Origin of the sequence: Mesobacillus selenatarsenatis SF-1, assembly GCF_000813125.1 — a bacterium.
Lineage (GTDB): Bacteria > Bacillota > Bacilli > Bacillales > Cytobacillaceae > Mesobacillus > Mesobacillus selenatarsenatis.
The window spans coordinates 106,917-119,171 of the sequence record NZ_BASE01000012.1 but is presented as its reverse complement, the minus strand read 5'-3'; the positions used below and the strand labels follow the sequence as shown (position 1 = coordinate 119,171).

Below are 12,255 nucleotides of genomic sequence, written 5' to 3'. Positions count from 1 at the left end.
AGACCGCTCTGCCGAATAGGCAATTGTTATTGAAAAAACGGGGAGGTTAGTTCAAGAAGGAATACGAACCAAATTGGTAGAATAAGTAAAATTTTATATAAATATTAATAAGAGTAGAATGTCTATGGGAACTAACGAAGTAAAAGCTTTTAACTAAAATAACCACGGGGGGGATTAAAAAATATGAAACAATTGGGGACGCTATACTTTTTCTGTGGAAAAATGGGAGCTGGAAAATCAACTAAATCAAAACAATTGGCGATAGATAAACATGCGGTACTGTTGTCTGAGGATGAATGGCTTTCATCTATTTATCCCAATCAGATTGCATCATTTGAGGACTACCTAAAATTCTCAGCGCAGCTCAAGCCGTTGGTTAAAAAGCATGTCCAAAACATATTAAGTGTCGGTACAGATGTAGTGATGGATTTTCCAGCTAACACTCAAAAACTGCGAAAGTGGTTTTTGGATATGGCGTCAGAGGTCAATGCAAGCCATCAACTAATTTTCCTTAATCTAAATAACGGGCAATGCTTACGTCAAATTGCACAAAGGCGTATCGAACAACCCGAAAGAGCAGCTTTTGACACGGAATCGGTGTTTATTCATGTTACTAAATTTTTTGAAGCACCAGAGGCATCTGAGGGTTTAAATATTTTAGAGTTTAGCGGAAAAGAATAACAAGGAGTTCAATGATTCGTGTGTATAGAGTACCTTTTGTTCTGGGAGGTGCTCAATATGATATAAAAAAATGGAATGTGAGTAAAGTAAGTTTCAATGTATAGTTGTTAAAATCGATGTAACTTTATGAAGTGGTACACTTAAACTATCAGGGTGCTTATGTTGAATAAGAACCATTATATTTCGGGTCCGAAAATACAATAATTAGAAAAATGGCGTGTCAAAAAACTGATGTCAGTTTACACGCCATTTTCATTGTCATTTAAAGGGTATGCACCCTAAAACGGAACGGTTTAGAAATATCACCGGAACGGTTTGTTTAATGAACTAAGAAAGTGTGAAATTCACTCTGAGAATTGTCCAGCTCCAGCGCTTGTCGGAACTGGACATGGCGCTTGCGCATTTCAAGTTATTTGTCAGAATCTGCAACTTTCACGATAGCTTTTCCGAGATTCGCGCCTTTGAACAAATCCAAAAATGCATCTATTGTATTTTCAAAGCCTTCTGTAACCGTTTCTTCATACTTCAATTTCCCTTCTAAAAGCCAGCTGGCCAATTCTTTGGCTCCCTCGCCAAAACGGGAGGAGTAATTGCCGACAGTGAAACCTTGCATCAACGAACTAGTCTTGATTAAGTACCCTTGCACCCGCGGCCCTACATCTGGCTCAGAATTGTTATAAGCTGAGATCGCTCCGCAGACAGGAATTCTTGCGAAGTTGTTCAGGAGCGGGAAAATTGTATCTGAAATCTCTCCGCCTACGTTTTCGAAATAGACATCGATTCCATCAGGACACGCCTCTTTTAGAGCGGAGCCAACATCCTGTGTATTGTAGTTTATTGCTGCATCAAATCCAAGTTCATCTAGAAGATAACGAACCTTCTCATCGGAACCGGCAATCCCAACGACCCTTGCACCTTTGATTTTTGCGATTTGACCCACAATCGAACCGACTGCTCCTGCGGCACCGGATACAACAACGGTTTCTCCTGCTTTCGGCTTCCCGATATCCAGTAAGCCAAAGTACGCCGTAAGTCCGGTCATGCCCAATACACTCAAGTAAGCGGAGACTGGTGCCAGATTCGGGTCAATTTTACGTACCGTATTATCTTTTGCGACCGAGAATTGCTGCCAGCCTAATGAGCCGATTACGAAATCGCCAACTTCAAAAAGGTCTGACTTTGACTCAACTACTTTTCCAATTACTCCACTTGAAATCGCCTCGTTCAATTTGAACGGTGGAATATAGGATTTGGTGTCATTCATGCGCCCTCGTAAGTAAGGATCAACCGAAATATAAATAGTCTGCAAAAGTATTTCTCCTTTTGCAGGTGACTCTACAGGAACTTCCACAAATTCAAAATGTTCAGAAGTAGGAACTCCTGTTGGTCTCTTTTTAAGCTGTATTTGCTTTTGAATAGTAATAGTAATCATCCTTCCTAATTGTTTCTAGCCTTAATATACAGGAAAGCAGGGTCCATTCAAATTCATATGGTTTGTTAAGGTGGTTTCCATTTAAATAGAGCAACCATCCACCAAGGATAGCAAAGAAGTAAATGATGCATTAAATACTTTAATACCAAAAACTAATGGAACTGGAATTGATGGTTTCCTTACATAAATACTAAATGGAGTGTAGTTACTGCCAAACCTTTTCCTGAAACAGTTGGGAATAAAGTAGAAGAAGTCTATTTTAGAATGGCAAAAATCTATTGTGGTAAAGAAGTTACTGAAAAGGCATGGTTTGTATGTTTAGGTTTCCCAAAAGCTCATATTGAATGTGAATACTTAAAAAATCAGAAAAATGGCGTGTAAAACTGGTGTCAGTTTACACGCCATTTTATTTTCAAAGGGTCTACACTCTGAAGCTTATTCCGGGAATGGAGTGGGCTTTTAGGCACAGGGATCAATGAAAGCGATTGGGAATGGAAATATGATATGTTTGCCCAAGGGGATTGAACTTATTCGAAAGCATGTAAATGCAAACACTACTCTTTCAAAACCCTTTTCCATAATGGTTCTATCTTGGCTGGATTAGCCACTTCATTGAGGACCCATCCCGCTTCCCGTTTTAACAGATCACGAAGCAACACAGCAGCTATTTGATGTTTTGCGGGGTGATGTTTTCCTGGATTCTGCTGATATTCTTAATCAGTTCTTCTGGCAGTGAAGTTTCTGCTGTTTTCAATCCTAATTGGGCTCGTTCGGTTTATATCTATGCAGCAACACTCTTGATAGATGTGACGTGACCTGATTGAGCATATTCACTGACCATAAATCATTGCCTCTTGCTGCAGATTTTTTGTATTGAAAAAGAAACCAGGCGATGTCATCGACTGCATCCTGGAATTCATCTGCAGATAACCTGAGGTTTTGAGTTTTTTTGAATTTTTCCAGACGATGATCCGGGTCGTAAATGACTTTAAAGGAGTCTTTTTCAATAAAAGTCTTCTCTGTTACTGTAAACAAATCTACATGAAGCATATTTTCATAAACTGCAAGAATCTGTGGTGCAACGATGAAAATGTCATCATGAAAAAGCAATTTTCCATATGACTCTAGATGATGGATACGACTGTGAAGGAAAGCATCGAGGTCATTCTCTTCAACAAGGCAATATAAATCCAAATCAGAATGTTCGTCTTGCTCCCCGCGTCCAACAGATCCTTTCACGAAAATAGCTTGAACTCTATTGTCTTGTTTAAGGCTATTTGATAAAACTTCAAGTGCATCATTTAACACCATCTTTACTCACCTAGCCAGTCTTTCAATTCACCGAAACTGTCCTTTGTATCTTCAAATCCAACTTCATACAATTGAGTCAGTTTATCGGGATTGCGCTCAACTCTTCCTACTTTGAGATCCTTTGAAGGCCTAATGACGAAGACTTCATTTTTTGATTCTAGTTCTTCAATATAGTCAAGAGTTTCGTTATACAGCTTGTAGCGAGTCTCGAGCGCAGTGTGCAGCCCTTTGTATTCTTTATATACATATCGTGGCAGCCAGGACAGGGAAGATTTCTTCTTGCGATATCCTTTTGGTTTCGTAAGAACGATTACGTTTTTTCTCACTCCATCAGCCATTGCTTTCCTTATTGGAATGGGATCCGCAATGCCTCCATCCATCAGCGTCCGGCCCTGGAACTCAATAGCCGGTGCCATGAACGGTAGTGTACTGGATGCTCTGATGATTTTAAGAAAATCCTCGGGCACATCATTTTTATCAAAAAATACCGGTTCGCCGGTGATACAATCAGTCGTACCAACAAGAAACTTTTCAGCAGCGTTGTTGAAAGTTTCAAAATCAAATGGAACAAGCTCATTAGGGAGTTTATCAAATATGAAATCCATCCCGAATAATTCCTTTTTTAAAAGTAAATTTTTATAAGAAATATAATCTTGGTGTTTTACATAATCAATCGTGACTTGCTTGTTGCGCCCAGGTTGCCTAGCAACATAGGAAGAGCCCTGGCATGCACCAGCAGAAACGCCAATGACATACGGAAAAAATAATTCATTTTCTAAAAAGTGCTCCAGCACCCCGGCAGTGTAGACACCTCTCATGCCTCCGCCTTCAAGGATTAAACCACTGTTATACACTACTACTCCCCCTTGAAATCTATTTCTATCAGTCTCATGTTGTTTTCTATAAAAATAGTCTATCACAGAGTATGCAAATATTTACAAGTTATGATTGTGAAAAAGTAATTTTTGGGAAAGCATCCTCATGGACAAAGATATAAGGTTGGACGAAGTTTTATTAGTAAAATAAATCAACCGCTGTTGTCAACACTGATAGTACTAAATCAGTGCCGTTTACTTGGATTTATGTCGGGTAAAAGTTTAATATGGTTTGGATAAAATGTTAGGTTTACTGGATTTACATATTTGAAGAATGAGCCGTTTTTTATATTGTAAAGGGAGGTAGGTGTTGTGGAATTAAATAAGGAAGAATTGAAGCAGGCAGGGTTGCCGTTTTTGCTGATGATCGCTGGAGCTGGAATGTCGGTCCTTTTTATTATCATATTTTCGGAACTAGCAGAGGAAATGCTGGAAAATGAAATCAATGCGATTGATGAGGCGGTCATTCAAAGGATTAACTTAATAGAAAACGGTACTTTGGACCAGATCACGATTTTTGTTACAGAGCTAGGTTCTGTTTGGTTTTTGTCGTTATGCACACTTGCTGCAGTAATCGCATTATGGGTAAAGGCAAAGGATAAATTAGGCATTCTGTTTTTATTAATGGCCATTGGTGGTGGGGGAGCGCTGACGAAATTGTTGAAACATCTTTACGGAAGAGGGCGTCCTTCTATTAATCCTGAGATCGATGCAATTGGCTACAGCTTTCCAAGCGGACATTCAATGGGTTCGCTGATTTTTTACGGATTTATCGCCTATTTGATCGTCCGTTCTGCCAGAAAGCCTATCACGAAATGGATAGCAATTTTTGTAGCAGGCTTTCTGGTTGTCTGGATCGGATTTACTCGTATTTACCTTGGAGCCCACTTTCCAAGTGATGTCCTGGCGGGCCATCTAGCCGGAGCAATCTGGCTTACGATCACCATACTTACCCTCGAATGGATTAAATGGCAGAGGGGAAATTTCATTAAAGTGACCAGGGTTTTTAAGCGAATTATCAATAAGTAATAAGGAAAAGCCGTTTTTTGAAATTTATTCAGTTAATAGGTGGTGAATCATCCTTGGTGTATTATCGAAAAACTGTTTCATGATGCGATAATGATTTGTTTCTTCCAGCTTTCTTTTAAAAATGCCTTCTTCACTGAATTCATAGATCGCTGCATCAGGATAGGCCATGATGATTGGCGAGTGCGTGGCAATGATCAGCTGGGAGTTATCATTTACTAGATCATGGATGCGCGTCAGCATCGACATTTGCCGCAACGGCGAGAGTGCTGCTTCGGGTTCATCCAAAATATATAGGCCATTGCCGCGAAACCGGTGAAGGAAGGTAGAGAAAAATGCCTCGCCATGTGATTGTTCGTGCAATGACTCTCCGCCAAATGAATCAATTATCTTTGGACCTGGGCCCTCCTGATCGAGTTCTTCAATATTGGAAGCGACATTGTAAAAGCTTTCAGCACGCAGAAAAAATCCATCCTGTGGCCGTTCTACTCCTTTTACAATTCGTAAATAATTCCCTAAATCCGAATGGGAGTCATAAGTTGAAAAATTGAAATTAAATGAACCGCCTTCAGGATTGAAACCCAGTCCAACAGCAATCGCCTCAAGTAATGTCGATTTGCCCATTCCATTTTCACCAATCAGAAATGTCACCTTTGGGTGGAGAGTCAATTCATTCAATGCTTTAAAACTCGGAAGATTAAACGGGTAATCTCGAAATGATGGCACTTCCTCACTCTTGAGACTGATACTTCTCACATATTGCCAATTCAGCATAAATACAACTCCCTGACTAATGGTTTTCTTTATTTTAACAAATTAAAACTGGAAAAAAACAAGCTGAATTTCCAATTCGCTATAAAAATGAAAAAATCGCTATAAAATAAAATTTTTCGCTATTAAAAATAGATTTTCGCTATTAAAATGGATTTTTCGCTATTAAAAATAAAATATCGCTATAAAAAGTGAAGCAAGGTTATAAGCACCATATAAAATTACGCTATAATGCAGATGCATATCTACCTAGGAAGTGATTCTCATTTTTAGTGCGATTATTTTGTTCATTGTTGCAGGAATAGCCGAAATTGGTGGAGGATATTTGGTCTGGCTTTGGCTGAGGGAAGGAAAACCGTTTTATTGGGGGATAGGAGGAGGATTGGCACTCGCTATTTACGGCGTCATTGCTACGTTTCAATCTTTCCCATCATTCGGCAGAGTTTACGCCGCTTATGGAGGCGTGTTCATTGTTTTGTCTGTGCTATGGGGGTGGGGAGTTGATAAGAAAACTCCTGATTTTTACGATTGGGTTGGAGCCGGAATATGTATAATCGGTGTTTCGGTTATGCTTTTTGCTCCACGACAGTAAAAAACTACATACTTTTCTTATTAGAATTCAATAACTCAATAATTTCTTTATTCTGTTTTTTTACAAGTTCCAGTTCTTTTCGAACTTTTGAAACATCATTAACAGCATGTATGAACATGGCAATAAATACGATAGCAACTGGGATCATGAGAAGTTCCATAAATCTTGCCTCCGCTCTAGGAGTATGTTTCCTTCATTATACCTCTCGGGTGATTACTTTGCATTTAATTAGGTACCCACCTACTATAAGAATACCTCCCATCCTGTTTTTTTTCAGTGAAATAGGGAAAAACATAGGTATCCCAATACTTCTTTTTTGCATAAATTTAGCATAACTGGGATAATACATTATAGGGTATAAAAATTAAGGAGGCATTCAGAATGAATGATATTACTGTTTACACAACGAACACTTGACCTTACTGCACAATGATGAAACAATTCCTTGAGGGTCAAGGATTAAACTACAAAGAAGTTAATGTTCAATACGATCAAGAGGCTGCGCAAAAGCTGGTTGAAGAAACTGGCCAGATGGGTGTGCCGCAAACAAAGGTAAATGGCAACTGGGTTCTTGGTTTTGACCCGGATACACTGATGCAGCATGTGAAAAAATAATTATGACCAAAAGAGGCTTTTGCCTCTTTTTTATTTTGAATTTTAAGCAAGAAGGATTTCCAATGTTCTATGTGGAAATAGAATCCAATAGAATAGTTTGGAAAGGATGTGCCATATGGTAAAAGAGCGAAATGAAATTTGGGAATGGGCAAAGGCATTTCTTATCGCAATCGTAATAGCTTTTGTTGTTCGATCGTTTTTAATGACTCCCATAGAGGTAAAAGGTGCTTCCATGGAGCCAACCTTGCATAGCCAGGAGAGGATGTTCGTCACGAAAATCGGCGAACCAAAACGGTTTGATATCGTTGTTTTCCATGCAACCGAGGACAAGGATTATATCAAACGGGTAATCGGACTTCCAGGTGACCGGGTAGAATACAAAGACGATGTGCTTTACATAAATGGCAAGCCTTATGAAGAACCATATTTGAATAAAAGCAAAAATCTCATTACGAATGGGCTGCTGACTGGTTCTTTTACATTAGATGAGACGCCTGTTGGCAGTGATGTTGTTCCAGAAGGGCATGTTTTTGTGCTGGGGGATAATAGAAGGAATAGTAAGGATAGCCGCCATATAGGGGCAGTTCCTATTGAAAGTATCGTTGGAAAAACGAAGGTTGTTTTTTATCCTTTAAAAGAAATGAAGATTATAGGTGAATAATTCTCAGCACACTAAAAGCATTGATTCAGGGATCAATGCTTTTTTTAGTTAGGAGTTCTTATCCATGGTTTTGGTTTTGCTTATATGCATAAACCTTTTCAGCAATGAAGCTGGAAATCAGGCCGACAATCAATGGGATCATGGACCCGCCAGAAATGAAGAAACCCTCTGCATCAGAAGTGTATTCGTAATAAAACATTAACCAGCGAATCGTAAAAATATGTCCGACTAAGAAGAGCAAACCTGTCGTTAAAATAAGCGTTCCAAGTGTAACAACCAAGCTTTTAATAGTCATTCCAGCACCTCCTGATTTGTATACGTTTTACATTTGGAAAAGTTTCGATTTTGATGGTACTCAACTTTGACAGAGTTACCTTCCCGAATTCCGTTACCGGAATAGATAACAGCAGATAGAAAAGAGGCGATATTTATTTTCATATTACCTTTATAGCAAAGGTTATTTATCACTTTATCCTTGGAGTGAATAAAGATATTTGCTATAATTTAAATAAAAAACCGAACGATAGGTAGGTAAAAATGAACTCGCTGGATCGTATAAACCAAGAAGCACTGATTTTGTTCGCGGAAAGAGGATATTATGGCACTTCTCTCTCAATGATTGCTAAGGAAGTTGGCATACGAAAGTCTTCTATTTATGCACATTTTAATAGCAAAGATGAATTATTTATCTCGGTGATTCAATATGTAGCAGATATTTATAAAGCTGAAGTGGAGCAATTTTTCTCTACTTTAAAGGATCAAGATCAACCAGTGGAACATCAACTTTTTCAGGTATTCCGCTGGTACATGCAGCTTTGGATTGATATGAAAGATGTAACAAAATTCTGGCGAAGAGTTAGTGTCTTTCCACCTGAACACCTCGAAAATCATATTAAAAGTATTTCTGCCGAAACTGTGGCAAAGAGTTTTCACAAAGAGCTTGCTGACTTATTTAGACAAGGTGTTGAGAACGGGGAACTACTTAATACTCCATCAGATAAACTAGTCGCTCTTTTTCAAATATTAATAGATGGTATCCTGACAGCACGATTGTTAAAAGGAAACGAGGACACTGCCGAATTATTAGAGGATGGTTGGCATCATTTTTGGTCGGGAATCAAGCCAACGGATAAAAGGCAGACCAATACGGGGGAAATAATAAATGTCTAATGAAGTTCAATCTGAAATATTACTTTCTACAATGTTAAACTCGGTAACTGAGGCAGCTATGGCTCTGGATCCACAATATAATGTGATTTTTATAAATGATTTAGCAAAGGAGATTCTCGGTGTAAACGGTGATAGCGTAATGGGAAGGAACGCTTACGATGTTTGGCCCGATGCGCCAGATGATGTCCGTTTTGTAGAGAAAACGGTAAGGGATAAAGAGGAATACTATGTAAAGGCAATGCCTTATAAATGGGGAAAATACAATAAATATTTGGATATCCGTACATCCATCTTAGAACATCAAGCAGGATTCATGGGCGCTGCCGTGTTTTTCATGGATGTTACTGATACGATCGCCATACAAAATGAATTAAGTGAACGTATTGATGAATTATCTGCTACGCTCATTCCTCTTAAAAATAAGGTTGCCCTTCTTCCGATTTATTGGGTGCCTGGACAGTCAGGATTAAAACTTGAACGAACGCTAAAACAAGTGTCTGAAAAAACCGTTAAATCGCTAATCATTGATTTATCGACGGTCAGAGAACCTGATTCAGATTTTATAGAATCCCTGAAAAAAGCAAAACAAGCCCTTGAATTGCTGGGGGTAGAAGTTCTAATAAGCGGGATACGGCCAGAACTGGCTAGAAAATGGGTAGAAACCGAATCAGATTATAATGACTTTAAGTTTATAAACAATGTAAGCACAGGGCTGAGTAGATTTATAGATTAATTACTAGAAGCGTAAGGATATATTCCTGCGCTTTTTTCTTTTCTGTACTCTGGAAAGGCTGCATCTCCAGTTTATAGCTTTGAATAGCCCTTCTAGGGTTAAAACCGTAAAATTAGACTGTTTAATCAACATTGTACAAGGGTATAAACTGGATGGAATGGAAATTTATTCCGAAAAGATTGAAGTCTCTTAACATACTTAAATTCCTATTTTTTATGAGTAAAACAAAGATAAGCATTTGATAACAATGATATGACAACTGAAACAATTTATTTATCTATATAGTGAACCCTGTGATGATGTATAAATTTCCCAATCGGAGATAGTATAAGGGTGACGAATTAAAGGAGGTTTTTCATTTTGGCGGAGAACAAGGATAATAATACTTCAAACAGTGTTGACCTGAATCGTGAGAAGCTAACGACACGCCAGGGACATCCTGTTAGAGATAACCAAAATATCCGTACTGTCGGCAATCGTGGTCCGGCAACTCTTGAAAATTACCATTTCATCGAAAAGATTTCTCACTTTGATCGCGAAGAAGTCCCTGAGCGGGTTGTACATGCACGCGGGTCTGGAGCGTTCGGTTATTTTGAAACATACGGAAAAGTGGGCGATGAACCAGTTGAGAAGTATACTCGAGCGAAGGTTTTTTCAGGTGCGGGAAAAAGAACACCTCTAATGGTCCGTTTTTCGACAGTCGCTGGGGCGAAGGATTCTCCGGAAACGGCACGTGATCCTCGAGGCTTTGCGGTTAAAATGTATACGGAAGATGGCAACTGGGATTTAGTCGGGAATAACCTGAAGATTTTCTTTATCCGCGATGCAATGAAGTTTCCTGATATGATTCATGCGTTTAAAGCGGATCCGGCTTCAAATGTGCCAAACCCTGAGCGCATGTTTGATTTTGTCTCTAGAACTCCTGAGGCTACACATATGATTACATTCCTATTTTCACCATGGGGTATTCCGGCTACATACCGCCATATGCAGGGTTCTGGTGTTAATACTTATAAGTGGGTAAATGAGAAAGGCGAGGCTGTGCTCGTCAAGTATCACTGGGAGCCGAAACAGGGAATTCGCAACCTGACACAAGATGAGGCCAATGAGATTCAAGCGAAAAATGTCGGCCATGCAACCCAGGATTTATATGAAGCGATTGAGCGTGGAGACTATCCGGAATGGGAGCTCTTCGTCCAGATCATGGAGGATAATTACCATCCAGAACTTGATTTTGATCCGCTCGATGATACGAAACTATGGCCAGAGGATCAGTTCCCATGGCTGCCTGTAGGACGTATGGTGCTGGACCGTAATCCAGTTGATTTCCATTCTGAAATTGAGCAAGCTGCCTTCGGAACAGGGGTGCTTGTTGATGGAATGGATTTCTCGGATGATAAAATGCTTCAAGGCCGTACATTCTCATACTCTGATACACAGCGCTACCGAATCGGTGCCAATTATCTGAAATTGCCGGTTAATTCACCGAAAGCACCTATTCGCACGAACCAGCATCGCGGACAAATGGATGTCCGTGATCCGAAAGAGTCTGGGGACAATCCACATATCAACTATGAGCCATCGATGCTAGGAGGCTTCGAGGAAACGGGCAATGAAGGCCATCCGCCACATCAGCCATCTTACAATGCAGCGGTAGTGAGCGAGCCAATTGACCGTCCTAATAACTACGGTCAAGCAGGACACACATATCGCAGCCTTGACGATTGGGAGCGCGACGAGTTGATCAAAAACCTCTCTGAAGCACTTGCGGCATGCAACAAAAAGATCCAGGATGCCATGATTGATCACTTCACACAAGCGGATGAAGACTATGGCCGTCGAGTGAAGGAAGGAATCGAAATGCGTGTGAAGGAACTCGAAGCAATGGCTAAAGAAGACAAAGTTCCAGGCCGTGAATCAGGTAACTCTAAATATGGACAGGGTGGGCAAGGTTCACTAGCTGCAAATGAAGCAACAAAAGATGCAGTGAAGAATAGCCACGAATCAGGTCCATATTAAAATCGAAAAAAGGCTGCATAGAGTTTTGTCTCTATGCAGCCTTTTCTTTTATTCGGTGTTTATAAAATGGGAAAAATGAAACCAAATAGTGATTATATCGTATATAAGTAAAAGATTGGAAGGTGTGTGGTTTTATGGATTTTTTGAATTGGTATGATTGGCTAGGTCCAACGAATCCGGCAGCTGCTATTTTCTTTGGAATCATTTTCACCATCATTGTTTCTTTAACCGTGTGGTTCGATACGAAAAAGTTCAGGACAACCGGGATCGTTGCACTAACTGGTATTTGTGTGACATTGGTTGGTGTATTATTTTTGAATGTTACTGGATTTTATGGGTAAATGTTTCCGCGAGAGGAGTTCTTCTTTT

15 protein-coding genes are annotated in these 12,255 nt (G+C 39.6%); 9 read left to right on the top strand and 6 right to left on the bottom strand.

The genetic code is table 11. The features are described from left to right. The first annotated feature begins 183 nt into the window (after positions 1 to 183). Positions 184 to 681, top strand: coding sequence for a P-loop nucleotide/nucleoside kinase family protein (locus TY49_RS02965; RefSeq protein WP_041964401.1), 498 nt, complete (start codon positions 184 to 186; stop codon positions 679 to 681). A gap of 409 nt (positions 682 to 1,090) precedes the next feature. Here TY49_RS02965 and TY49_RS02960 read toward each other — a convergent pair whose 3' ends face one another. The 3 genes from TY49_RS02960 to TY49_RS02950 all read right to left on the bottom strand — a co-directional run bounded on the left by TY49_RS02960 (position 1,091) and on the right by TY49_RS02950 (position 4,278). Next, positions 1,091 to 2,113, bottom strand: a complete 1,023-nt coding sequence (locus TY49_RS02960) for an NADP-dependent oxidoreductase (RefSeq protein WP_041964400.1) — start codon at positions 2,111 to 2,113, stop codon at positions 1,091 to 1,093. A 756-nt stretch (positions 2,114 to 2,869) separates the two neighbouring features. Then, positions 2,870 to 3,424: a nucleotidyltransferase domain-containing protein gene (locus TY49_RS02955; RefSeq protein ID WP_232310360.1), complete on the bottom strand. Its 555-nt coding sequence runs from the start codon at positions 3,422 to 3,424 to the stop codon at positions 2,870 to 2,872. A gap of 2 nt (positions 3,425 to 3,426) precedes the next feature. Next, positions 3,427 to 4,278, bottom strand: a complete 852-nt coding sequence (locus tag TY49_RS02950; protein WP_041964399.1) for a patatin-like phospholipase family protein — start codon at positions 4,276 to 4,278, stop codon at positions 3,427 to 3,429. Between the two features lie 333 nt (positions 4,279 to 4,611). Between TY49_RS02950 and TY49_RS02945 the strand changes: the two genes are divergently transcribed. Then, positions 4,612 to 5,328: a phosphatase PAP2 family protein gene (locus TY49_RS02945; protein WP_156972591.1), complete on the top strand. Its 717-nt coding sequence runs from the start codon at positions 4,612 to 4,614 to the stop codon at positions 5,326 to 5,328. Positions 5,329 to 5,352: 24 nt separating this feature from the next. Here the strand turns inward: TY49_RS02945 and TY49_RS02940 are convergent, their stop codons facing one another. Further along, the gene (locus tag TY49_RS02940) at positions 5,353 to 6,099 is read right to left on the bottom strand and encodes an AAA family ATPase (protein ID WP_041964398.1); all 747 of its coding nucleotides are present in this window, start codon (positions 6,097 to 6,099) and stop codon (positions 5,353 to 5,355) included. 262 nt (positions 6,100 to 6,361) lie between these two features. Between TY49_RS02940 and TY49_RS02935 the strand changes: the two genes are divergently transcribed. Then, entirely contained in the window at positions 6,362 to 6,688 is a 327-nt protein-coding gene (locus TY49_RS02935) for a YnfA family protein (RefSeq protein WP_041964443.1), read from the top strand. Positions 6,689 to 6,692: 4 nt separating this feature from the next. Here TY49_RS02935 and TY49_RS24505 read toward each other — a convergent pair whose 3' ends face one another. Beyond that, entirely contained in the window at positions 6,693 to 6,848 is a 156-nt protein-coding gene (locus TY49_RS24505) for a hypothetical protein (RefSeq protein WP_156972590.1), read from the bottom strand. Positions 6,849 to 7,069: 221 nt separating this feature from the next. Here TY49_RS24505 and TY49_RS02930 point away from each other — a divergent pair, with 221 nt between their 5' ends. Both TY49_RS02930 and lepB read left to right on the top strand, forming a co-directional pair. Further along, the gene (locus TY49_RS02930) at positions 7,070 to 7,303 is read left to right on the top strand and encodes a glutaredoxin family protein (protein WP_084135358.1); all 234 of its coding nucleotides are present in this window, start codon (positions 7,070 to 7,072) and stop codon (positions 7,301 to 7,303) included. Positions 7,304 to 7,418: 115 nt separating this feature from the next. Continuing rightward, on the top strand, positions 7,419 to 7,964 hold the full coding sequence (lepB, locus tag TY49_RS02925) for a signal peptidase I (RefSeq protein WP_041964396.1): 546 nt from the start codon (positions 7,419 to 7,421) through the stop codon (positions 7,962 to 7,964). 58 nt (positions 7,965 to 8,022) lie between these two features. Here lepB and TY49_RS02920 read toward each other — a convergent pair whose 3' ends face one another. After that, a complete protein-coding gene (locus TY49_RS02920; protein WP_041964395.1) occupies positions 8,023 to 8,259 on the bottom strand; it encodes a hypothetical protein in 237 nt (78 codons plus the stop codon). A gap of 242 nt (positions 8,260 to 8,501) precedes the next feature. Between TY49_RS02920 and TY49_RS23775 the strand changes: the two genes are divergently transcribed. The 4 genes from TY49_RS23775 (at position 8,502) to TY49_RS02900 (ending at position 12,227) form a co-directional block, all read left to right on the top strand. Then, positions 8,502 to 9,134 carry a TetR/AcrR family transcriptional regulator gene (locus TY49_RS23775; RefSeq protein WP_052442066.1) on the top strand — a complete coding sequence of 211 codons (633 nt, stop codon included), beginning with the start codon at positions 8,502 to 8,504 and terminating at the stop codon, positions 9,132 to 9,134. Then, positions 9,127 to 9,867 (top strand): STAS domain-containing protein, encoded by a 741-nt coding sequence (locus TY49_RS23770; protein WP_052442065.1) that lies wholly within the window; start codon positions 9,127 to 9,129, stop codon positions 9,865 to 9,867. The genes TY49_RS23775 and TY49_RS23770 overlap by 8 nt, the downstream gene beginning before the upstream one ends. 360 nt (positions 9,868 to 10,227) lie before the next feature. Further along, positions 10,228 to 11,886 carry a catalase gene (locus TY49_RS02905; protein WP_041964394.1) on the top strand — a complete coding sequence of 553 codons (1,659 nt, stop codon included), beginning with the start codon at positions 10,228 to 10,230 and terminating at the stop codon, positions 11,884 to 11,886. Positions 11,887 to 12,020: 134 nt separating this feature from the next. Continuing rightward, on the top strand, positions 12,021 to 12,227 hold the full coding sequence (locus TY49_RS02900) for a hypothetical protein (RefSeq protein WP_041964393.1): 207 nt from the start codon (positions 12,021 to 12,023) through the stop codon (positions 12,225 to 12,227). The last annotated feature ends 28 nt before the right edge of the window (positions 12,228 to 12,255 follow it).